This window comes from Streptomyces sp. NPDC015242 (assembly GCF_043079125.1).
GTDB lineage: Bacteria > Actinomycetota > Actinomycetes > Streptomycetales > Streptomycetaceae > Streptomyces.
In genome coordinates this window covers 1291991-1314392 of record NZ_JBIBUF010000001.1, presented here as the reverse complement: position 1 = coordinate 1314392, position 22402 = coordinate 1291991, and the positions used below count along the sequence as shown (strand labels likewise).

Genomic DNA, 22402 nt, shown 5'->3' with positions numbered 1-22402 from the left:
TCCGTTCACCGGAACAGGTTCATAGGCGCACGCCGCACGGCGCCGGATGCTCGTGGCGCACATCCACCGGAGCAGGAGGCCATGACGAGATGACGACGAGCGAACGACCCCCCGCGGTGAAGAAGAACGCCGCCAAGGAGTCCTCTCAGGAGCGCCGGGGATCCGCCGATAAGATCGGCCGGCAGGACTGGTCGTCCTGGCCCCACTACGACGCTGCGGCGTCGGGCTTCCGCGGTTACTGGTACCCGGTCACCTGGGCGAGCCACATCACCGGTGATCCGAAACCGTTCACGCTCTGCGGTGAGAAGATCACGCTGATCCGCGACAGCGGAAAGGTGTACGCGCTGCACAATCGCTGCCCCCACCGCGGCGTCCCGCTGTCCGAGGGCAACCAGCAGTTCCCCGGCACTGTCAGCTGCCCTTATCACGGCTGGACCTTCGACCTGCCCACCGGGAAGCTCTCCGCTGTCATCACCGACGGCCCCGGGTGCCGCCTCACGGGCAAGCTGGGGGTGCGCACGTACGCCGTCGAGGAGCGGCTCGGCATGGTCTGGGTGTACGTTCCCGTCGCCGACGAGGAGCCGCACCCGATCGACGAGCAGCTTCCCGAGGAACTGGTGTCGAACGCCTTCGTGATGGGTGGCCGCATCGAGGCGCGCGGCGGCAACTGGCGCTTCGCCTGCGAGAACGGCTTCGACGAGGGACACGCCAAGTACCTCCACCGGACGGCGCTGTGGCGACTGTTCAAGCCGATGCCCACGTGGAACATCACCCGCATCGTGCCGAAGGACCGCTGGATCTACCGCGTCCAGGACGAGGTCTACTGGGAGGCCGACTTCCCGGGCGTGGGCCGCTGGACCAACAAGCGGTGGTGGAAGAAGCAGCCCCCCAAGGAGACGTTCAACCTAGGCAACACCGGAAAGACCGACACGGTGGACCCGGTCATCGAGGCCCAGGAGTTCCCCGGCTTCGCCTCGCTCTCGATGCCGGGCGTATTGCGCATCGCCTACCCCAAGTTCATCCACTACGAGTTCTACGTGCCGGTCGACGCCGACAACCACCAGTACGTCGGTGTGATGGTCAACTTCAAGCAGGGCTGGGACACGCTCCGCTTCTACGCCAAGTACCTGGGTGCGGTTCGCTGGCTGTTCCACGGCCAGTTCTCCGGCCAGGACGCCTGGATGGTGGACGTGACCGACGCGCCCCCGGAGAAGCTCTACCGCCCCGACGTGTCACTGACCTCCTGGCGCAATCTCAGCGAGGAGGAGTACGGCAAGAAGCTCGCCACCACCGGAGTGACCGCACCCGCCACGAACACTACGGAAACGGACGCCTGATCATGACCCGCACTCTGTTCAAGATCTTGCTCGGTGTCGCCCTCGCGGTGGCACTCCCCCGCGCGAAGAAGCGCTTCGCCCAGACGACGATGACCCAGGTACACCGGGTCAACCAGTGAGCACCGACGACGGACTCGCCGGACTCGACGACCGGCGGCGCACCTGGGTGACGGAGGCTTGGCGGCACGTCTCCGAGGAGCGGCTGCGCGAGCTGATCGTGGGCCTCGTCGGCATCCCCAGTCCGACCGGTGACGAGCGACCGCTCGCCGAACACATCGCCGGGACCCTCGCCTCGGTCGGCCTGCGCGCAGCCTGTCAGACCCTTGACGGACGCCAGGCGAACGCCTGGGCCCGGCTCCAGGGTGGCGGCACCGGGCCCGACCTGATGCTGTACGCGCCCATCGACACCCTCACCGTGGGTGACGAGAGCGAGGACGTACCGTGGATCGGCCCGGAGCTGCGCGAGGACATGCGCCCCGCGGCCACCGTCTACGACGACCTGGTGACCGGCCTCGGCGCCTCCAATCCGAAGGGTCACGCGGCCTGCGTGATGATGGCCGCCGAGGCGATCGCCCTGGCCGGTGTCCCCCTGACGGGGAACCTGGTGGCCGCGTTCGGCGCCGGCGGCATGCCCACCAACGCCCGGCCCGGCAGCGAACGCCTCAACACCGGGCAGGGCGTCGGCTGTTCCTTCCTCCTCGAACAGGGGGTGTGGACCGACTACGCCGTCATCGCCAAGCCCGGCTGGACCGTGTCGTGGGAGGAGGTCGGACTGGTGTGGTTCGAGGTCACGGTGCATGGGACCCACACCTATGTGGGCTCGCGCCACCGGCTCCCCTATGAAAACGCGATCAGCCGGGCCGGGGATGTCGTACGGCACCTGGAGGGATGGTTCGCCGAGTATGCGAAGCGGCACACCGCCGGCACGGTCGCGCCGCAGGGCATCGTGTCGTCGGTGCGGGGCGGCTGGCCGCGCATGGCCGCGGTGACCACGGCGGCCTGCACCCTGCGTGTGGACCTGCGGATCGCGCCCGGGACGACGCCCATGCAGGCCAAACGTGAGTTCACCGCGGCGGTGGCAGAGCTGAAACGCTCCCTGCCGGGGCTCGACGCCACGGTCGAGATGGTCCTCGCCATCCCGGGCACCAGCACCAGCCGGGAGAGCTGGATCTTCCGCAGCGCGGTCGCCGGATGGGAGGCCCTGGAAGGACGCCCACATCAGGTCGTGGACGGCAACAGCGGGGCGACCGACGCCAACATCCTGCGCGGACGCGGCATCCCGACCGTCCGCGTCGGCATGCCGAAGGTGTCGGAGGCGCCCTTCGACATCGACTTCGCCCGCGGTATGAACACCGTCTCCGTGCGGGAGATGCAAAGACTGACCCGCCACCTGATCCGCACGGCGGTCGACACCGTCACCCGTTCCCACGAGGAGTGCGCCTCCGCCGTGGAACAGGAAGGAGCAACGGCATGAGCGAGATCGTGTTCGGTGTGGGGGCCTCCCACAGCACGCTGATGAATACCCACTGGGAGGAGACCCTCCACAAGGATCGCGCCGAACGCTTCCGGGACGCGCTTGGCGCGGCGCGCACGGAACTGGCGAGGACCCGCCCCGACACGGTCGTCCTGATCGGCTCGAATCACTTCCGCGGGTTCTGGCTCGATCTGATTCCGGCGTTCACCCTCGGTGTCGGGGAATGCATCGCGAGCGGCGAGTCCGGGACGCCGAAGGGCCCGCAGCCGGTGGACGTCCCGCTCGCGCAGCACATCGCCGACTCGTTGGTGGAGGGCGGACGGTTCGATCCGGCCTTCTCCGCCCGGCTCCAGATCGACCACGGGCAGTCGCACGCCATCCAGTATCTCCTCGACGGGCTCGACGTGGAGATCGTGCCTTTGGTGGTGAACGTCTTCGCTCCTCCGCTGCCGACCCTGGCGCGGTGCGAGGAGTTGGGGCGCGCCATCCGCCAGGCCGTGCTCGCCTTTCCCGGCGAGCGGCGCGTCGCGGTGGTCGGCTCGGGCGGGCTCTCGCACCGGCTGCCCTGGCCGGACTGGCGCGAGCCGCACGGCGAAGACGAGGAGTTCATGGTCGGCGCGTGGCTCAACGGCCGCGAGAACTGGCAGGACTACGACGCGCGTCGCCGCGAGATCATCCGGGCCGCCGAGGCGTCCCTCACCCCGGAGTTCGACCATGAGTTCCTCACCCTCCTCGAACGCGGCGAGGCCCACCGCCTCACCGCGTACACGTCGGAGGAGTTGGAGAAGGCCGCGGGCAACGGCGCGCAGGAGCTGCGGACCTGGCTGCTGATGGCCGCCGTTCTCGACCACGCGCCCGCACGACGCCTGGCGTACGAGCCGATGCCCGAGTGGCTCACCGGCATGGGTGTCGCGGTCGTCGATCCGGCAGCCGTGGACGCGGGGCAGTCGGCATGACAGCGCCGGCCGGGATGGAGAGGGCCGGTGATCACTCCTTCGCCGGCCCGGTGCCGCACGACTGCGTGTTCTCCGCACACCGTGCGGTGCCGGATTCCGAGGCGGTTCCGGGAGCTTCCGCGGGTGGCGCCGACCCCATGAACTCCGTGCTGGGGAAGGTCCGTCCCATCCTGGAGGCTTTCACCTCCGACGACGCCGCCCTCTCGCTCGCCGAGCTGGTGCGCCGGTCGGGGGCGGCCAAGGCCACGGTGCACCGGTTGGCCCAGGAACTGGTCAGCTGGGGGCTGCTGGAGCGGGAAGGGTGCGACTACCGGCTCGGTCTGCGCCTGTTCGAGCTGGGGCAGCGGGTGCACCGCCAGCGCATCCTGCGCGAGGCCGTGCAGCCGTACATGGAGGATCTTCTCCTGATCACCAGGGAGACCATCCACTTCGCCATCCACGACAGCCTCGACGTCGTGTACCTCGACAAGATCTTCCCGCATCGCGGGCTGAACGCCGAGTCACGGGTGGCGGGGCGCCTGCCGCTGTACTGCACGGGCACCGGCAAGGCGATCCTCGCGTACTCGCCACCGTCCCTCTTCGTCGACGTGGTGCGGGGCGGCCTCAAGCCGATCACCAGGCACACCGTGGTCTCGCCGGGCCGCCTGCGCGCCCAGCTCGACCGGGTCCGGGAGGAGGGCATCGTCCTGGAGTCCGAGGAGATCAGACTCGGTTACGCGAGTCTGGCAGTCCCGGTGTTCGCCAGCAGCACCACGCTGGTAGGCGCGTTGTCCATCACGGCGCCCACCTATCGGATGGACGCGGTGGGGTACGCGACCGCGCTGCGGACGGCCGCGCTGGGCATCGGCCGGTCACTGGCCTGAGCCGCCGGACAGGCCGGAGCGGAGACGCAGGACAAGCAGTACGAACACGAAGGGGCCCGCCGGACGGCGGGCCCCTCGCCGCATCACAAGGCCGAGCAGGGCGGCCGTCCTGCTCACCGGAACGACTCCATAGGGAGAACCGCCGCCTCGTTCCTACGCTCACCCCATGAGCCAACTCACCGACGAAAGCGGCGTCCTGACCACCGACGTCCTGATCATCGGCGCCGGTCCGGCGGGCCTCTACGGCGCGTACTACGCCGGGTTCCGCGGCCTGACCGTCACCGTCATGGACGTGCTGCCGCAGCTCGGGGGGCAGATCAGCGCGATGTACCCCGAGAAGCCGATCTTCGACATCGCCGGCTTCCTGTCCGTGCGCGGCCGCGATCTGGTGGACGGTCTCGTCGCGCAGGCCGAGCCGTACTCCCCGCGCTACCTCCTGGGCCACCGAGCCGCAGAGTTGACGCACGACGCCGACGGCCTGCCGGTCGTCCGCAGCGACAGCGGAGCGACGGTGCGGGCCGGTGCCGTCGTCATCACCGGTGGCGTGGGAACGTTCACCCCCCGCCCGCTGCCCGCCGGAGAGCAGTTCCTCGGGCGCGGACTCGAGTACTTCGTGCCGGACCCTTCCGTGCACGTGGGTCAGGACGTAATGGTCGTCGGCGGAGGCGACAGCGCCTTCGACTGGGCGGGCCTCCTCGCGCCGATCGCCCGGTCGGTCACCCTCGTGCACCGCACCGCCCGCTTCCGCGCCCACACGGCGTCCGTGGAGAAGGTCCGCGCTCTCGGGGTGGAGATCGTCACGGACAGCGAGGTGAGCCGGCTCATCGGCACCGAGCGGGTGGAGCAGGCGGAGATCCGGCACCGCACGACCAAGGAGACCCGTCTCGTCCCGGCCCAGGCCGTGATCGCCGCGCTGGGCTTCCTGGCCGACCTCGGCCCCTTGCAGCACTGGGGGCTCGGCCTCCGGGCCCGGAAGATCACCGTCGACACCCACATGGCGACCAACCTGCCCCGGGTCTTCGCGGCAGGCGACATCACCGACTACCCCGGCAAGGTCCGCCTCATCTCGGTCGGCTTCGGCGAGGCCGCCACGGCCGTCAACAACGCGGCCACCGTCATCGACCCGGAGGCGGCCCTGTTCCCCGGGCACTCCACCGACAAGGAGCACTGAACACCATGGCGTACGTCATCGGCGCGTCCTGCGTCGACATCATGGACCGGTCCTGCATGGAGGAGTGCCCGGTCGACTGCATCTACGAAGGCGAGCGCAAGCTCTACATCAACCCCATGGAGTGCATCGACTGCGGGGCCTGCGAAGTCGCCTGCCCCGAGCAGGCGATCACGGTGGACCGCAAGGCAGACCCCGAATTCCGCGAGGACAACCGGCGGTTCTTCACGGAGGTCCTCCCCGGCCGGCACAGCGCGCTCGGCTCCCCCGGCGGAGCGACGCCGCTGGGCCCGCTGGGCATCGACACCCCGCTGGTGAGTGCCCGGTGAGCGCCGCCGACGCGACAAAGGCGGCCGACGCCCTGCGGGCCGCCGAGCGTACGGGCGAACCCTGTCCCCCCGTACGGTCCCTGCTCCCCGAGGGCGACGTCGATGCCGCGTACGGCGTTCAGCGCATCAACGTCGAGCGCGGGCTGGCCACGGGACGCCGCATCGCCGGACGCAAGATCGGGCTGACCTCCCCCGCCGTCCAGACGCAGCTCGGCGTCGGTCAGCCGGACTTCGGCACGCTCTTCGCCGACATGGCCGTCCCCGACGGCGGCACCGTCGCGGCCGGCCGGCTCATCCGGCCGAAGGTCGAGGCGGAGGTCGCGCTCGTGCTCGGCGCGGACCTGCCGCACCGCGACTGCACGGTGGCGGACGTGATCCGGGCGACCGACTTCGCGCTCGCCGCCCTGGAGATCGTGGACAGCCGCATAGCCGACTGGGACATCACCATCGTCGACACCGTCGCCGACAACGCGTCCAGCGGCCTCTACGTACTCGGCGGCACCCCCGTGCCGTTGTCGGACCTGGATCTGCGTGCCGTGCGGATGACCATGACGCGCGACGGCTCGGCCGAACCGGTGTCCGAGGGCACGGGTGCCGACTGCCTGGGCGGCCCGCTCAACGCCGCCGTCTGGCTCGCCTCGACGCTGGCCGCGGCAGATGACCCGCTGCGCGCCGGGGACGTCGTGCTCACCGGGGCGCTCGGCCCGATGACCGTCGCCTCGCCCGGCGACCGCTTCGAGGCGCGCATCAGTCAACTGGGCCGCATCAGCGTGCGATTCGCGCCGGAAGGAGGCGCCGCATGAGTGCCACGAACGTCCCGAGCGGGCGCACGAAGGTCGCCGTCATCGGCTCCGGCAACATCGGCACCGACTTGATGATCAAGGTGCTCCGGCTCTCCGAGAAGCTGGAGATCGCCGCGATGGCCGGCATCGACCCGGACTCGGACGGGCTGGCCCGCGCCCGCCGCCTCAAGGTCGCCACCACCCACGAAGGCGTCGCGGGCCTGGTGAGGATGGACGAGTTCGCAAGCGTGGAGTACGTCTTCGACGCCACCTCGGCCGGCGCCCACCACCACCACGAGGACGTCCTGCGCCCCCTGGGCCGTACGCTGATCGACCTGACCCCGGCGGCCGTCGGCCCGTACGTCGTCCCGCCGGTCAACGGCGACGCCCACCTGGACGCCCCGAACGTCAACATGGTCACCTGCGGCGGTCAGGCCACCATCCCCGTCGTCGCCGCGGTCAGCGCAGTCACCCCGGTCCATTACGGCGAGATCGTCGCTTCCATCTCCTCCCGCTCGGCAGGCCCCGGCACCCGCGCCAACATCGACGAGTTCACAGAGACGACCTCGTCCGCCATCGAGCAGGTCGGCGGCGCCGCACGCGGCAAGGCGATCATCGTCCTCAACCCGGCAGAGCCCCCGCTGATCATGCGGGACACCGTGCACTGCGTCGTCTCCGCCTGCGCCGAAGAGACCGTCACCGCCTCGATCGAGAACATGGTCGGCCGCGTCCAGGCGTACGTACCCGGATACCGCCTCAAGCAGAAGGTGCAGTACGAGACGGTCCGCCCGGGCGACCCGCTGCACGCCCTCGCGCCGGCCGGGACCGGCGAGGCGCTGAAGGTGTCGGTCTTCCTGGAGGTCGAGGGCGCAGCGCACTACCTGCCCGCCTACGCCGGGAACCTCGACATCATGACGTCGGCCGCGCTGCGCACCGCGGAACGCATGGCCGCGCACCACGCCACGGAGGCCGCCAAGTGACCAGTCTTTACGTGCAGGACGTCACCCTGCGCGACGGCATGCACGCCGTACGCCACCGCTACACCATCGGTCAGGCCCGCGCCATCGCCACCGCCCTCGACGCCGCCGGAGTCGCCGCCATCGAGATCGCGCACGGCGACGGGCTCGCGGGCTCCAGCGTCAACTATGGCGTCGGCGCGCACACCGACTGGGAGTGGATCGAGGCCGTCGTCGACGCCACCGACACCGCCATCCCCACCACGCTCCTCCTCCCCGGCATCGGCACCATCCACGACCTCAGGCAGGCTCATACGCTCGGCATCCGCTCGGTGCGCGTCGCCACGCACTGCACCGAGGCCGACATCGCCGCCCAGCACATCGCCGCCGCGCGCGAACTGGGCATGGACGTCGCCGGGTTTCTGATGATGTCCCACATGGCCGAGCCCGCCGAACTGGCCCGTCAGGCCATGCTGATGGAGTCCTACGGCGCGCACTGCGTCTACGTCACCGACTCGGGCGGCCGACTCACCATGGACGGTGTTCGCGACCGCTTGCGCGCCTACCGCGACGCCTTGCACCCCGCCACCGAACTGGGCATCCACGCCCACCACAACCTCGCCCTCGGAGTCGCCAACACCGTCGTCGCCGTGGAGGAGGGCGTCACCCGCGTCGACGCCTCCCTCGCCGGCCAGGGCGCGGGAGCCGGCAACTGTCCCCTCGAGGCGTTCGTCGCCGTCGCCGACCTGATGGGATGGGAACACCACTGCGACCTGTTCCCCCTGATGGACGCTGCCGACGATCTCGTCCGTCCCCTGCAGGACCGCGACGTCCGTGTGGACCGGGAGACGCTGAGCCTCGGTTACGCGGGCGTGTACTCCAGCTTCCTGCGCCACGCGGAGACCGCCGCCACCCGATACGGCCTGGACACCCGCAGCATCCTCGTCGAGGTGGGGCGGCGCGGGATGGTCGGCGGCCAGGAGGACATGATCACGGACATCGCTCTCGACCTGACGACGAGGGCCGGCAAGTGAGGCAGTCGGTGCCTCGGTCATGCTGCCCCCGTGACGAGAGAGACCTACGCGTGAGGGACAAGACGTATACGACCACCTTGCGGAAAGGCTATACGCCCAGCCGCTTCGGTCAGTTGCACTACGTGGAGTGCGGTAGCGGTGAGCCCGTGCTGTTGCTCCACCAGACGCCCCGCTCCTGGACGGAGTACCTGGATGTACTCCCCCTGGTCGGAGACTCGTACCGAGCGATCGCCATGGACACGCTGGGCTACGGAGCATCCGCGAAGCCCACCGGGCCGCACACCATCGAACGCTTCGCGAACGCGGCGGAGGAGTTGGTCGAAGCACTCGGCCTGGACCGGTTCCACCTGGTCGGGCACCACACGGGCGGGGTGATCGCCGTCGAGCTGGCGGCGCGCCTCCAGTACCGCGTGGCCAGCCTCATACTGTCCGCGACACCGTTCGTCGACGACGAGAAGCGCGCCGGCGCGGTCCCCCACGGACGCGTCGACCATGTCGACCCCACGCCAGACGGCACGCATCTGCGGGAGTTGTGGGACAAGCGACGCGCCTTCTACCGTCCCGGCGAGGAGGCGGCTCTGGGGCGGTACGTCGTGGACGCGCTGACCGTCCTCGACCGCGTCGAGGAGGGCCATGAGGCGGTACGCCGCTATGTCATGGAGCCCCGCCTGCCACAGATCACCGCACGCACGCTCGCGGTGTGCGCGCCCGACGACCACTATTCCCTTCCGTCCCTGGCCAAGTTCTCAGCAGCGCTCGGCTGCCCGACGAGAGTGCTGTCCGACGGGCACGTCGCGGCACCGGAGCAGGTGCCCCAGGAGTTCGCCGCGACCGTGGTGGACTGGATCGGTCACAGCTGCACTTGAAATCCAGCTGCTTCTTTCTGCGCCGCCCACGTCGGCGGTCTCGGTCCGAACCCGGATTTCAATAGGGCGCCGGGACACGGGTGTGTCGCGGACGAGATCTTCACCGCCGTCCACTCGGCGATGTACCGGCGGTCACCGCGTCCAGCGCGCGGGTCGCCGGGGTCGTTGGCGCAGTATTCGCGGCGCTCGGGGCTCCAGGCGGAGGCGCCGGAGTCGTAGGCCTCGGCGAGCGGGACCAGTGGTCGATGTCCAGGGCGCGGGCGCCGGTGACGGTGGTGTCGTCGTACCGGGAATGCCAGGTGCCGGTGCCGGGGTTGCCGATGTTGTCCCCGAGGAGGCCGGCGAGCTGCCGGTGCTGGGCATGGGTGTCGTACAAGCCCAGTTCGAGGAACCACAGCAAGGCACTTCCGCCGTCGTCACGGGAGTCCCGGCCCTGGTCCGCTTCGGGCGGATGGGTCTCCTACGATGGCACGAAGGTGGCAGAGGCGGGCGCAGATCCCGGTCGGAAGGGCCACTCCCTCAGCGAACAGCTTGTCGGACCACTCTCAGAGACGATTCAGAACATGCGCGTGCTCCTGGTCGAGGACGATGAAGACCTGCGGGATGTGATCTCGGCCGGCCTGAAGGACGCCGGGTATGCCGTCGACGCCGTAGACGATTGGCCGGACGCGGACGTCCTCCTCGACCTCGCGCCGTACGGCTGTGTGGTACTCGACCGCATGGTGCCGTCCGGAGACACTCTTCACCCTCTGCGAGAGCGCCGCCGCCGTGGCTGGACCACGCCGGTCCTGTGTCTCACGGCGCTGAACGAAGTGCCGGACCGTGTGGAAGGGTTCCGTTCCGGAGCAGACGACTACCTGGTCAAACCGTTCGCCATGGTGGAACTGGTGCTGCGCGTAGGCAGCCTCGTTCGCCGAGCACCGGAGCGGCTGCCCGTACATCTGCGCCATGCCGACATCGAACTGGACGAGGCCCGGCGCGAGGTACGCCGCGCCGGTGTTCTGCTGTACCTGACCCCCAAGGAATACGCGGTCCTGCACCAGCTGCTGCTGCACCGAGACGAGGTGGTCACCCGTACCTCACTGATAGACCACTGCTGGGATCAGATGGCCGACCCCGTCTCGAACGTCGTGGACGCGGTCGTGGCGGGACTACGCCGCAAGCTCGGCCCACCCGCGCTGATCCAGACCGTACGCGGTCACGGATTCCGGCTCACGGAGCCGTCATGACGAAGGGGCCGCCCTCCCCGGCGCGCCGGGGCCTGAGCCGTCTCCAGCTACGGCTGACCCTGGCGTACACGCTGATCACCCTGGCCGGTGTAGGAGCGCTCTCCTGGCTGGTGATCCGCACGGACGGACGATCCTGGCAGGCTGCCGAGTACGAGGAGATGCGCCGTCGGGCCGCGGTGACGGCCTCGCTGATCTACTACACCGACGCCGGGATACAACTCGACGGCCTGTATGACGACGAGGCGACGAGCGGCCGTCCCCAGGTGCTCGTACTCCAGGCTCGCAGTGACGGGCTCCGGCGGGTGTTCATCTCACGGGGCCCGGTGGCCGACGTCGAGGCGGGCGCGGTCACCCGGGCGGCACGCGCTGCGATGGGCAGCGACGACACCGTGCGAACGGAGGCTCGCTCGCATGCGGGCGAGCCTGTGTACCTGCTGGCGCTGCCCTTCTACCATGACCGGACACAGAAGACGTCGGGCGCCGTGGTCGTGGTCGGCGACCCCGCGAAGGGACAGGCCGAACACCGTCGGCTGGCGCTGGCGGTGCTGTCGGGTTCCGGTCTCCTGGTGTTGCTGGCTGCCGTGACCGGTCATGTGCTGTCCGGACGCAGTCTGCGTCTCGCGGCGGAGGCGCTCGACGCTCAGGAACGACTGCTCGCGGATGCGGCACATGAACTGCGCACACCGGTGGCCGTGATGCGCGGTTCGGTGGACCTCGCCGACGCCCACCCGGAGCGGCTGCCTTCGCACCTGCCGCGCCTGCGGAGGGCCACGGACCGGATGTCGGACGTCGTCGACAACATCCTCACCCGCGGCCGACTTCAGGCGGGGAACCCGTTCCGTCCCGTCCCGCTGCGCCTGGACCAGCTCGTCGAGCAGGTATGTGAGGAACTACCGCCCTCCCGACACACGGTGACGCCGCACCTCGACCCGTCGGTGGTGACCGCCGACCCAGAACTGGTGCGGACAGCGGTGCGCAACCTGCTCGCCAACGCACTGCGGCACGGCCGAACCCCTGGCGACCCACACAACCGGGCCGACGTGGACGTCACTGTCAGCGGCGACACGGTGACGGTGGCCGATCGGGGTGTCGGCGTGGATCCGGACTGTCTGCCCGGTCTGCTGGTCCGGTTCCGGTCTCCCGGTGGCGGCACCGGCATCGGGCTGTCGCTGGTGCAGGAGGTGGCGACCGCACACGGCGGAGACGTCACCGTGCGGCAGCGGCCCGGCGGCGGTGCGGCATTCGTGCTCACGCTGGGGCCGGCGCGACGGCCGACAGGACGCCGCCGCACACTGCGCCGGTCCCCTGACCGGGGTCCTGCCTCATGAATTCCTCACGGTTCCCCGCTCAGGATGTGTGCGTCAGTACGTAACTTGCGCAGGAACCCTCATGTCGAACCACGCGTCCATACCCTTCCACCGCCGCAAGAGCACCATCGTCGCCGGGGCCGTCGGCGCGGCAGTGGCGGTGGGAGCCGGTGTGACCTTGTCCCACGGTTTCGCGGCCACCACGGACGCGAAGGCAGCCCCGAAAGCAGTGCTCCCCACGGCCAACGCCACGTTCGACTATCAGATCGGCGGCGCCTACAACCCGGCGAAGGGCGTGACCGCCGTGTCACGCGACCGCTCCGCCAAGCCCGTGAAGGGCCTCTACAACGTCTGCTACATCAACGCGTTCCAGGTACAGCCCGATGCACTGGGCTGGTGGCAGAAGCACCACCCCGACCTGATCCTGCGCGGCAAGGACAAGCGTCCGGTGATCGACGAGGACTGGAACGAAGCGCTCCTGGACACGTCGACTGCTGACAAGCGCACCCGGCTCGCCGCGGTGATCGGGCCGTGGGTGGACGGCTGCGCCACAAGCGGCTTCCAGGCCGTGGAGCCGGACAACCTCGACTCCTACGAGCGTTCGGGAGGCCGCCTGGCCAAGGCGCACAACGCGGCTTTCGCCAAGCTCCTGGCCGGCCGGGCGCACGCTGCGGGCCTTGCCATCGGGCAGAAGAACACCGTCGACATGCTCGCGGACCGCACGAAGATCGGTTTCGACTTCGCCGTCGCCGAGGAGTGCGGCGAGTACAACGAGTGCGGGGACTACGCCAAGGCCTACACGAATCGTGTCTTCGTGATCGAGTACGGGAACGGCGGCTTCAGCACAGCATGTTCGCGCTTCAGCACCAAGCTCGGCATCGTCCAGCGCGACCGCGACGTCGCCCCCAGCGGATCCGGTGGCTACACCTTCCGGACCTGCTGACGCAGGCAATCCCTCTGGGTGCCCTTTCCCCGGATCGGCGACGTCGCCGGAATCTTGGCTGTTCCATCCGGTTGAGAGACGTTCAGACGTGACGGACCTGTCGGATCGCTTCAGCGATCTGCGTTCTTACGGCCAGGGGTATTCGGAGGCTCGGACGCCGGACATGGACTTCACGGTGCTGATCCTGACCTTCCGGGGCCGAGGTCGAAGTTGTGACCATGGACGACCTCGTCGTGTTCACGGGCGGCTTCGCCCTGGACACGGATCGGGCGTGGGGCCGGGTGCCCGACTTCCTCCAGACGCGGCCGGCCTTCCGGGCGAGTGGCGTGAGGTGCAGCTGAAGGCTCGTGACACGCTCACGACCGGTGCTTCCTCGGTGACCTTCAGCGGGCCTCAGCGCTTTGCCGGGTACCTCGATCCGGCCGACAAGGCCGGCCGCTTCCTCACGCCGGACGGCGCCCCCGACTCAAGCTGCGACGCCGGATTCGGGTTGGAGCGCGGGGCCGAGCAGCAGGCCACCGTCCAGGACGAATTCCGAGCCCGTGGCGAACGATGCCTCCTGGGAGGTGATGAAGAGCAGCAGGCGGGTGACGTCGGACGGTTCGGCGAGCCGGGGAATGGCGAAAGGATCGGGCGAGTAGAGGTCGGCGATGGCCGGCTGGCCTGCGACAGTGGGTTCGTTGATCAGCGGTGTGGAGACGACGCCGGGGTGGATGGAGTTCACACGGATGTTGTCCCGCCCCAGCTCCAGTGCGGCCGTCTTGGTCAGCCCGCGCACGGCCCACTTGCTGGCGGTGTAGGGGGCGTAGAAGGCCGTACCGACGTGGGCCATGGTCGAGGCGATGTTGACGATGGTCCCGCCCCCGCCCCTGCGCATCGACGGAGCCACGGCCCTGATGCCGAGGAACTGGCCGGTGACGTTGACACCGAAATTCTGCTCCCAGGTGCGGAGTTCGGTGCGCTCGATAGGGGCCGCCGGGTTCTGGATGCCCGCGTTGTTCACCAGAACCGTGATCGGCCCGAACTCGGCTTCGACTTCTCGTAACAGTGCCGCCCAGTCGTCCTCGCTGGTGACATCCAGGTGAACGGGCAGAGCCCGATGGCCGAGCTGAGCAGCGAGATCGCGGCCAGCGGCGTCGTCGCGGCCGGCGATGACGACATTCGCCCCCTCGGCGTGGTAGCCCCGCACATGACTGCTGCCCATACCCCCGCTGCCGCCGGTGACGATGACGGTCTGACCCTTGAAGCGTTCCATGCTGCTTCCCTCCAGGCTTCCGGAGAGGTGAGCTGAGTGACTCACCTCCCTTCTCACGGTAGGTGCAGGGCTAGAGGTGAGTCAAGCGACTCACCTCATGGTGCGGGGCATACTGGAGGGCATGACGGCACAGCCTTCGGATTACCACCGGCGCGTGGCAGCGCAGAAGCGGACGTCCATCATCGAGGCGGCGACGAAGCTGTTCCTCGACTCGGGCTACGACGGCACCTCGCTTGCCCGCATCGCAGAGGTGGCCGGCGTGTCGCGGGCGACTCTGTTCAAGCAGTTCACCACCAAGGCGGCCCTGTTCGAGGCGATCGTCACCGAATACTGGAAAGTCGACGACGGGAAGGCACCCCTCCCCGAACCCGGGAACCTCCGCGCCGGGCTCGAGACCATCGGACGCCGATACGTGGGCCTGCTCACCCAGCCCGGCATGGCCGCCCTTTTCCGCATCGTCATCGCAGAGATCCCCCGCTTCCCCGAACTCGGCGAAACCCAGTTCAAGCTTGGCAAAATGCCCTACTTCGAATCGGTCCGCCGCTACCTGGCAGCGGAGAACGCCGCCGGTACAGCCCGGCTCGACGATGCAGAGGTGGCGGCGACCCAGTTTCTCGGGATGATCTCCAACTACGTCTTCTGGCCGCGGATGCTGCTCGCGCGTTGGGAGCCCGACGACACCGCCGTCACCAACGCGGTCGACCAAGCAGTGCTGACCATGCTCGCCCGATACGGCGCGGAGGGGACCCACCGCGCCTGAGACACCAGGCACACCTCCGCTCTGCGTAACGAGACGGCTCCGGCGGCCGGAGTGCGCCCTTGGTACCGCGTCAGCTCGTCGCCAGCCGGCTCACGTGTTCATCGCTCGTCCGCCGACGGGTGGGTGACGCGGTTCCGCCTGCCCGCCAGCGACCCCTGAGGGAGGGCTTGTGCGCACCAGATCGTCTCGCCGTTGGTCATGTGCCGGGTTCCCCACCCCTGCGTGAGCTGGGCGACGGGCAACAGACCCCGGCCGCCCTCGTCGAAGACACGGGCCCGGCACTACGAGTTCGGTCACCCGGGGAGCGTCGGCGGTGCCGGCCACGCTCGCGCGGAAGGCCTGTCGTCGGGTCTGGTGCGGTTCGTCTTCCCGGGCAAGGCCGCGAACGCCGCCAGCAAGGGAGCGATCGAGCCGCTGACCCGCTGTCTCGCCGCGGAGCTCGCTCCACGCGGCATCCGTGTGAACGCCGTCGCGCCCGGGGCGACCGCCGGCGACTTCAGCGGTGGCATCATCCGCGACGATCCGGAGTACCGCGAGCGCGTCGGCGTCGTCATCGCTCTCGGCCGGCCGGCCGAGTCGGACGAGACCGGCTCCGCGATCGCCGCCCTGCTGTCCGACGATCTGGGATGGATCAACGACGAGCGCATCGAGATCTCCGGCGGTATGCGCCTGTGACGACGAGCAGTCCGGACGCACGGGCCCGTCCACGTGATGGCACTCCTGATGGAGAACTCGGTTCTGCCAGGGCCCGGCCGACGTGCTCTTCCTGGCAACCACCTCGACCTCCGCCCATCTGACGGCCGACGCCGCCGCCACCCGGGCCGCGCAGGTCGGGTTCCTGCGGTGCCCCGGTGGCCCCTCCAGGCACACCAGCGACCGCAGGACCTCGGCCGGCCGGCTCAGTCGAGGATCGCGGTCGCCTCCACCTCGACCAGGACGTCGGGCTCGAACAGGTAGTCAACGCCGATCAGCGAGGAAGGCGGAAGCGGCAGCGCCAGCCCGATCTCCTCCGCCACCTGCCCGACCCCTGCCATGAACGCGTCGATCTTCTCGGGGGCCCAGTCCGTGACGTAGAACGTGAGCCTCAGGACGTCGTCGAACGACGCTCCCGCCCCTGCAAGGCCCTTCGCGGTGTTCCGCAGCGCGTGAGCGACCTGTCCCGCGAGGTCGCCCGGAGCGACGGGTGTCCCGTCCGCCGACCGTGCGACCTGGCCGCTGACGTGCACGTGACGCGTTCCGGTACCCACGGCCACATGCTCGTACGGGGTGGGCTGCAGCATGCCTTCGGGCGTGAAACGACGGACGGACATGGAGGTCTCCTCAGTTCGACCAACTCGGTATACCTTTGCTACCTGGTGGACGAAGGACACTTCAAGGAGACCAGGTATCGTGCCGGATACTGCACACAGCCACGACGACGAGCTCAGGATCGAGCACCCCCACAGAGAGCTTCTCGACCAAGTGCTCGACAAGTGGTCGCTGAGCGTCCTCAACGAACTCTGCGAACGTCCCTGTCGCTTCAACGACCTGCGCCGAGCCATCCCCGCAGTGACCCAGAAGTCCCTCACCGCGACGCTGCGCAGGCTGGAACGGAACGGCATCGTGGAGCGCGTGCTGCTCAGTTCCCGCCCTGTCGCCGTCGAGTACCGCATCACCCCCCTGGGCAAGACCATGCGGCAGCCCGTCGAAGTGCTCCTGGAGTGGGCCGCGACTCACATGCCCGAGGTGGAACGAGCCCGCCGCGCCTTCGACCTCGCATGAACCGGCTCGCACGGCCACAGCGGCATTCCGTCGACCGGACCGTGCAGCACAGGAAAGCAGGCGGAGGGCCGACGGCACCGCGAACGCCGGCTGCGACCACACCACCATGCTCTCCCAGGTCAGGGCCCCGGTATTGCTCACCCACCACTTCCACATGACCGGCCCTGACACCGGGCGGCTCCATGGGCGCCATGACCGACATCCAGGCCCCCAGGCCCGCCGTCTCATGGAGTCCACCGGCCAGCCCGTGACGTTCACCCCACTGGACGCCCCGCACACCTCGCACACGCCCAGGCCGTCTCCGGCGGCGTCGGCCCGCTCGTCGAGGTGCCGGTTTTCGTGGCGCTGGCGTATGTCTCGCTTGCCTGGCGGCGGAAGTTCACGGCGCCCCCACTGGAGCGGGGTGTGCGTCGTGGTGCTCGGGGTGGTTTCCAGCCTTACGTCAGGTGCCGATGCCGTGGGCCAGGAGGCTGTTTGCGGTGTCCGCGATGGTCTCGTCGATCGGGCGTGCTTTCCAGCCCAGGAGCGTTTCCGCCTTGGCGCTGGTGGCGTCGAGGTTGCGGCCCAGTTGGTGCTTGAGCAGGCGTAGTTCGGGATTGACGGTGGCCAGGGCGCGGGTGAGCCAGACGGGCAGTTCGCGGGTGGGGGCCTTCGCGGCGCGTTCGCCCATGCGGTCGCGCAGGATGCGTGCGATGTCGGCCACGCGCAGGCTGACCACCTGACAGCGACTGCCTGAGGCGGTCGGGGGCGGTACGGCGGGGCCCGGCCACCCCTGACTACCGACAGCAACCTGATCGCGGTGCGGCATGTGGGCGAGGTTCCTGCGGGCCAGCTGGGCGGTTTCATCGGGGTGATCAGTCGGTCGTCGGTCCAGGTGTGCCGGGGCGGCGGCAGTAGGCGTCGCTGACGGCTGCGGTGGTGTAGGACATCACGGCGAGAGCGGTGTCGCTGCAGGTGCCGTCGCTTCGAACGAACGAGGCGGTCGCCCCCCCCGGGGGGCCTTCGGCGCGATCGTGAACGGGAGCGCCTGAACGCCGACCTTGTTCGCGGCGTTCACGCCGCTGCCGAAGTTCGTGTCGTCGGCCGCGAAGGCCGACGTGGTCGCCGGGAGCGCTGCCATGGTGAGGACCGCTCGCACCAAAGGGTGGTTTACCGCTGTCGGCGGGGCCCGGCCGTATGTGGCCGGGGTGTCCTGGAGTACGCGGCGAGTGCCGCGGTGTGACGGGACGGAGGACGAAATGCAGAAGCGGGTAGCCCTCCCGGCCATCCGGCCGAGAAGCGACAGCACCACCGACGGGACCGCAACCTGCGGGAAAGCTGTGCGAGGCGCCTGCGGGCAGCTCGAGTCGGGCGGGTCATGACCGGTCACGCGCGGACGAGCGAGGTCCTGGTCGCCATCCCCGCCGACCGTCCACGGCCGGATGGCGGCACGGCGGGGACACCGGAGGCGGTGTGCAGCCCGGACTGGGTTCAGGCGGAACGTCAGGTGCGGTCCTGGGCGGCACGGCACGCTCTGGTCACCGGCGAGGAGGAACTGCGGCGGCTGGCACGGATGGGGCACGGGCGGATGGCCGGCTGGCTCGCGCCCAGGGCCAGTCCGGCGGAGCTGGGGCTGCTCGCGCAGTGGGGTGCCTTCATCGCGCTGGTCGACGACGGGTTCGACCGGCACGGCCAGTCCCCGGCGCACGTCCGGGCCGTGCTGGACGAGCTGCTCGGTGTGCTCGAGGCCGCCGACGGAAGCCGGTGCCCCGGGTCGGCGTCGCCGGCGGCGCGTGCGCTCACCGACCTGTGGGGGCGTAGCCGGGTCGCGGCCCGGCCCGGGTGGAAGCAGCGATTCGTCGCATCGTACCGGGACTTCGCCGATGCCACGGTCACCGAGACGCGGCTGCGCGCGTGCGGCGAGCTGTTGGGCCTTCAGGATTACCTGGCGCTACGTCGGCGCACCATCACGGTGCTGCCCGTACTGGCCGTCGTGGAACGCTCGTTCCCCGCCGAGGACAGGCTTGACGGGTTGCGTGAAGCGGCCGCCGACATCGTCGCCTGGACCAATGACCTGCGCTCCGCACCACGGGAGCAGGAGGAGGGCGCCGAGAACCTCGTCGGCGTGCTCGCCCGCCACCACCGCTGCAGCCGCTCCAGGGCCGCGGCGCACGCCCGTGCCATGCTGGACGAGCGCATGGACGACTTCGACCGGGCCACCCTGCACGGGGAGCGGGCGGCCGTGATCCGCCGCGTGCGGGACGGCTCCCTGGCCTGGCAGCGGGAGACCCATCGCAACCCGGCAGGCGGCGGCCATGCCGCCGACGCCGAGGAGCGGGGCACGGCTGCGCTCGTGCAGCACTTGGCCGTCGCCGTCGACGCGGCCGGCCACGTCGAGGACCGGTGCGGCAGTCGCGTGCTGGAGTCCGCGTTGTTGCTGGCCCTGCTGCGCGAACAGGGCCTCGCGCCCGGCGAGCAGGCGCGCCTCACCAGGTTCCTCGAACGGCGACGGGCCGGAGCGAGCGCCGTGGACGCGCTGCTGATCGACGCCTGCCTCGACCCGGCGGGCACGGCCGAGCACGTGTCCGGCCGGGCCGCCGGACTGTCCATGGGCCTTGGCGGGGGCACCGCTGGGCGGGGGCGGCTGAAGTCCGTGATGCTGAGCACGGTGCTGCACCTGCTGTGCGGTGCGCCGCTGACCGCCGGCGACGCCCCGGCTCCGGCCGGGCCGGAGGGCATCACCACCTTCACCGACGTGCACGTGCTGTCGGCGCGGATCATCCACGCGCACGCCTGCAACCGACCCGGCACCGTCAGCGACGCCGAACGCAGCCGTCTGGTGTCGCTGCTGTCCCGCGGGCGCAACAGGGTGCTGTGGGAGGCCAGCGCCACCACCCACCTGCTCGGCCTGCACGCGGCGCGCACCTTCCGGCCCGACCATCCCGTTGTCGACGACGGTGTCCTGAGGCTGTGCCTGGCGATCAACGCTGATGGCGGCGTGCCGTTCCTGGACAGCCAGGATCTGTGGCTGACTGCCGTGGCGGGCTTGGCCTTCACCGGCGAGCAGGCTCTCGCGCCGTACGTGGCACGAATGGCTGATCTCGTGGCCGCCTGGCAGGCACCGGACGGGGGCTGGCCTTTCGCCACCGGGATGCGGCAGACCGACGTGGACACCACCACCCGGTGCATGGAATTCCTGCACGCCGCCGGCCCTGACCGGTACCGCCAGGCGCTGGCCCGGGCCGATGGGTACCTGAGCGACATCGCCGGGCCGGACGGCGGTTTCCCCACCTGGGTGAGCGGTGACGCACCGGATCTGGACATGACCGCCGGCGCCATCCTCGCCCTGGCCCCGCGAGCCGACGAGAACGAGCAACTCCTCTCCGGTGCGCTCGGCTTCGTACTGGACGCCCAGCACGACGACGGCACCTTCGAGCGCAGCTGGACCGTCAGTGAGTCCAGCGCCATCCTGCGCGCCGTGGACGCCCTGCACGCGATCCCCGCGACAGATGCCGCTCTCGCCGCCCGGATCGCCGCCGCCACCGCCCGGTCCGTGGCGCGGCTCGTCGCCTCGCAGCACGCCGACGGCGGCTGGGGACAGCATCCCGACGATCCCAGCGACGTGCTCTCCACCGCCCAAGCCGTCCCCGTCCTCGCGCGGCACGGGGACCCGTTGTCGGTGAGCCGGGCGGTGACGTATCTGCTGGCGAACCAGGATGCCGACGGTGGTTTCACCGCGCCGCCCGACCAGGTCGGCCCCCGGCCACTGCCGTTCGACTATCCCGTCCTCACCGACATCCACACCCTGTCCGCGCTACGCGCCGCCCGCCTGCCGACCGCAGTCATTCCGCCAGCGCCCTCTCGGGAACCGGCCGCGCGAGCCCGGCCGACGCCGTCCCGGACGCGGCGGGCCGACTGGTCAGCTCTGCAGGCGAGCCTTCAGGGCGTGCTGCTGACACCCGAGCAGGCCGCCTACGAACAGGCCCGCCTGCTGGTCAACCAGCGCTTCGACGCATCACGGCCGCAGGCGATCGCCTACCCGGCCGACGTCCATGACGTCGTCACCTGTATCGACTTCGCCCGCACCAGCGGCGTCCCGCTCGCTCTGCGCTCCGGCGGGCACAGCTACGCCGGATACTCCACCGGCCCCGGACTCGTCCTCGACACCAGCTCCCTGAACTCCACCGCCGTCGGCGGCGGCCGGGCCGTGTTCGGGGCCGGCGTCAAGGGCGGGCAGGCCCATCAGGCGCTGGCCGCGGCCGGAGCCGGCCTGCCGCTGGGCCGCTGCCCCACCATCGGCCTGGCCGGGGTCACGCTCGGCGGCGGCCTGTCCGCCTTCACCCGGGCCTGGGGCCTGGCCTGCGACCACCTCGAAGAAGTCGAGATCGTCACCGCCGACGGCCGCATCCGCCGCGTCCGCGCCGACTCGCCCGCGCCGGAGGGCGACTTGTTCTGGGCTCTGTGTGGCGGAGGAGGCGGCAACTACGGCGCCGTCACCGCACTCACGTTCACCACCGAAGACATCCGCGACCTCACCTACGCCAGGTTCCTGGTCAGCTGGCCGGCCACCGCGTCCTCGGACGTCATCCGCGGCTGGTCGCAGTGGAACGCCGACCCGGCCGTACCACGTGAGGTCACTTGCGCCTTCGAGCAACTCAGCGACTCCGGCATGCCCGCACTGCCGACGGTGACCGGAACCTTCATCGGCACGCCCGGCGACCTTCAGCCGGCGCTGGACCGGCTGGCCGCCACGGTGGGCCTGCCCGAGAACCGCCGGGTGATCGTCCCGTGCGACTACACGCGGGCCGCCAGCGAAGCGGACCGCTGGGGCGCCGGCACCCTCGGACCCCGGGTCGCCTTCGCCGCCAAATCACACATCGTGCGGCACCCACTCGAGTCGGCAACGGCGGACCTGATGGCCTCGGCCCTCGAACAACTGCACTCCTTCACCGGCGTGGGCGGGGCCGGCGGCCTGCTCATCGACGCCCTCGGCGGCGCCGTCAACGACCGGTCCTCGCACGCCACCGCCTTCCCCCACCGGAACGCCGTCGGGGTCGTGCAGTACCACTCCTACTGGCACCAGTTCACCGACCACCGACACGTCGACCGGCGGCTTCACTGGCTGCGCGACGTGCATGCCACGATGCAGCCCCACCTCGGCACCGGCGGCTACACCAACGGCATGGACCCGGAACTCACCGACTGGCCCGCCGCCTACCACGGCGACAACTACCCGAGAATGCAACACGTCAAGGCCACCTGCGACCCCGAGGAGCTGTTCACGTTCCCGCAGGCGGTCGCGCCCCGGCCAGCCGGTTCATGAAGCACGCTCACCGTAGCGCTCGGCTCGGGGCACACGAACAGTGATGGCCGCGTGTGCGTCATCGTCGGCGCTGACGCACA

21 protein-coding genes and 2 pseudogenes are annotated in these 22402 nt (G+C 70.1%); 18 read left to right on the top strand and 5 right to left on the bottom strand.

Annotated features, from left to right (window positions below; all coding sequences use genetic code 11):
• The first annotated feature begins 89 nt into the window (after positions 1–89).
• From ACF07N_RS05355 to ACF07N_RS05310, 10 genes are all read left to right on the top strand, one after another.
• Positions 90–1337, top strand: a complete 1248-nt coding sequence (locus ACF07N_RS05355) for a Rieske 2Fe-2S domain-containing protein (RefSeq protein WP_392108631.1) — start codon at positions 90–92, stop codon at positions 1335–1337.
• A 115-nt stretch (positions 1338–1452) separates the two neighbouring features.
• Positions 1453–2811 (top strand): M20 family metallopeptidase, encoded by a 1359-nt coding sequence (locus ACF07N_RS05350; protein ID WP_392108629.1) that lies wholly within the window; start codon positions 1453–1455, stop codon positions 2809–2811.
• Positions 2808–3767 (top strand): catechol 1,2-dioxygenase, encoded by a 960-nt coding sequence (locus tag ACF07N_RS05345; protein ID WP_392108626.1) that lies wholly within the window; start codon positions 2808–2810, stop codon positions 3765–3767. Before ACF07N_RS05350 ends, ACF07N_RS05345 begins: the two co-directional genes overlap by 4 nt.
• 137 nt (positions 3768–3904) lie before the next feature.
• Positions 3905–4630, top strand: a complete 726-nt coding sequence (locus tag ACF07N_RS05340; RefSeq protein ID WP_392108623.1) for an IclR family transcriptional regulator — start codon at positions 3905–3907, stop codon at positions 4628–4630.
• A 166-nt stretch (positions 4631–4796) separates the two neighbouring features.
• Complete coding sequence (locus ACF07N_RS05335) at positions 4797–5801, top strand: NAD(P)/FAD-dependent oxidoreductase (RefSeq protein ID WP_392108621.1); 1005 nt, start codon at positions 4797–4799, stop codon at positions 5799–5801.
• A 5-nt stretch (positions 5802–5806) separates the two neighbouring features.
• On the top strand, positions 5807–6127 hold the full coding sequence (gene fdxA / locus ACF07N_RS05330) for a ferredoxin (protein ID WP_392108618.1): 321 nt from the start codon (positions 5807–5809) through the stop codon (positions 6125–6127).
• A complete protein-coding gene (locus ACF07N_RS05325; protein WP_392108615.1) occupies positions 6124–6930 on the top strand; it encodes a 2-keto-4-pentenoate hydratase in 807 nt (268 codons plus the stop codon). The genes fdxA and ACF07N_RS05325 overlap by 4 nt, the downstream gene beginning before the upstream one ends.
• Positions 6927–7889, top strand: a complete 963-nt coding sequence (locus ACF07N_RS05320) for an acetaldehyde dehydrogenase (acetylating) (RefSeq protein WP_392108612.1) — start codon at positions 6927–6929, stop codon at positions 7887–7889. Before ACF07N_RS05325 ends, ACF07N_RS05320 begins: the two co-directional genes overlap by 4 nt.
• Entirely contained in the window at positions 7886–8899 is a 1014-nt protein-coding gene (dmpG, locus tag ACF07N_RS05315; RefSeq protein ID WP_392108609.1) for a 4-hydroxy-2-oxovalerate aldolase, read from the top strand. The genes ACF07N_RS05320 and dmpG overlap by 4 nt, the downstream gene beginning before the upstream one ends.
• A 50-nt stretch (positions 8900–8949) precedes the next feature.
• Positions 8950–9765 carry an alpha/beta fold hydrolase gene (locus ACF07N_RS05310; protein WP_392108606.1) on the top strand — a complete coding sequence of 272 codons (816 nt, stop codon included), beginning with the start codon at positions 8950–8952 and terminating at the stop codon, positions 9763–9765.
• A 143-nt stretch (positions 9766–9908) separates the two neighbouring features.
• Here ACF07N_RS05310 and ACF07N_RS05305 read toward each other — a convergent pair.
• Positions 9909–10069, bottom strand: a pseudogene (locus ACF07N_RS05305) (HNH endonuclease); the annotation flags it as partial.
• Between the two features lie 259 nt (positions 10070–10328).
• Between ACF07N_RS05305 and ACF07N_RS05300 the strand changes: the two are divergent.
• The 4 genes from ACF07N_RS05300 to ACF07N_RS05285 all read left to right on the top strand — a co-directional run bounded on the left by ACF07N_RS05300 (position 10329) and on the right by ACF07N_RS05285 (position 13585).
• Positions 10329–10994 (top strand): response regulator transcription factor, encoded by a 666-nt coding sequence (locus ACF07N_RS05300; protein ID WP_392108603.1) that lies wholly within the window; start codon positions 10329–10331, stop codon positions 10992–10994.
• A complete protein-coding gene (locus ACF07N_RS05295; protein ID WP_392108600.1) occupies positions 10991–12322 on the top strand; it encodes a sensor histidine kinase in 1332 nt (443 codons plus the stop codon). Before ACF07N_RS05300 ends, ACF07N_RS05295 begins: the two co-directional genes overlap by 4 nt.
• A 61-nt stretch (positions 12323–12383) precedes the next feature.
• Positions 12384–13244 carry an endo alpha-1,4 polygalactosaminidase gene (locus tag ACF07N_RS05290; protein ID WP_392108597.1) on the top strand — a complete coding sequence of 287 codons (861 nt, stop codon included), beginning with the start codon at positions 12384–12386 and terminating at the stop codon, positions 13242–13244.
• A gap of 218 nt (positions 13245–13462) precedes the next feature.
• Entirely contained in the window at positions 13463–13585 is a 123-nt protein-coding gene (locus tag ACF07N_RS05285; protein WP_392108594.1) for a hypothetical protein, read from the top strand.
• 125 nt (positions 13586–13710) lie between these two features.
• Here ACF07N_RS05285 and ACF07N_RS05280 read toward each other — a convergent pair whose 3' ends face one another.
• On the bottom strand, positions 13711–14499 hold the full coding sequence (locus tag ACF07N_RS05280) for an SDR family NAD(P)-dependent oxidoreductase (protein WP_392108591.1): 789 nt from the start codon (positions 14497–14499) through the stop codon (positions 13711–13713).
• A gap of 121 nt (positions 14500–14620) precedes the next feature.
• On the opposite strand from ACF07N_RS05280, the gene ACF07N_RS05275 reads away from it, so the two are divergent.
• Positions 14621–15259: a TetR/AcrR family transcriptional regulator gene (locus ACF07N_RS05275; RefSeq protein WP_392108588.1), complete on the top strand. Its 639-nt coding sequence runs from the start codon at positions 14621–14623 to the stop codon at positions 15257–15259.
• 98 nt (positions 15260–15357) lie between these two features.
• Here ACF07N_RS05275 and ACF07N_RS05270 read toward each other — a convergent pair.
• Positions 15358–15537 (bottom strand): annotated as a pseudogene (locus ACF07N_RS05270) (hypothetical protein); the annotation flags it as partial.
• On the opposite strand from ACF07N_RS05270, the gene ACF07N_RS05265 reads away from it, so the two are divergent.
• Positions 15458–15934, top strand: coding sequence for an SDR family NAD(P)-dependent oxidoreductase (locus tag ACF07N_RS05265; RefSeq protein WP_392108585.1), 477 nt, complete (start codon positions 15458–15460; stop codon positions 15932–15934). The pseudogene ACF07N_RS05270 and the gene ACF07N_RS05265 sit on opposite strands and share 80 nt — an antisense overlap.
• A gap of 224 nt (positions 15935–16158) precedes the next feature.
• Here the strand turns inward: ACF07N_RS05265 and ACF07N_RS05260 are convergent, their stop codons facing one another.
• Positions 16159–16569, bottom strand: a complete 411-nt coding sequence (locus tag ACF07N_RS05260) for a RidA family protein (RefSeq protein ID WP_392108582.1) — start codon at positions 16567–16569, stop codon at positions 16159–16161.
• Between the two features lie 79 nt (positions 16570–16648).
• Between ACF07N_RS05260 and ACF07N_RS05255 the strand changes: the two genes are divergently transcribed.
• The gene (locus ACF07N_RS05255; protein ID WP_392108579.1) at positions 16649–17020 is read left to right on the top strand and encodes a winged helix-turn-helix transcriptional regulator; all 372 of its coding nucleotides are present in this window, start codon (positions 16649–16651) and stop codon (positions 17018–17020) included.
• A 442-nt stretch (positions 17021–17462) separates the two neighbouring features.
• Here the strand turns inward: ACF07N_RS05255 and ACF07N_RS05250 are convergent, their stop codons facing one another.
• Positions 17463–17723: a hypothetical protein gene (locus tag ACF07N_RS05250; protein WP_392108576.1), complete on the bottom strand. Its 261-nt coding sequence runs from the start codon at positions 17721–17723 to the stop codon at positions 17463–17465.
• Between the two features lie 654 nt (positions 17724–18377).
• Between ACF07N_RS05250 and ACF07N_RS05245 the strand changes: the two genes are divergently transcribed.
• Positions 18378–22322, top strand: a complete 3945-nt coding sequence (locus tag ACF07N_RS05245; protein ID WP_392108573.1) for an FAD-binding protein — start codon at positions 18378–18380, stop codon at positions 22320–22322.
• The last annotated feature ends 80 nt before the right edge of the window (positions 22323–22402 follow it).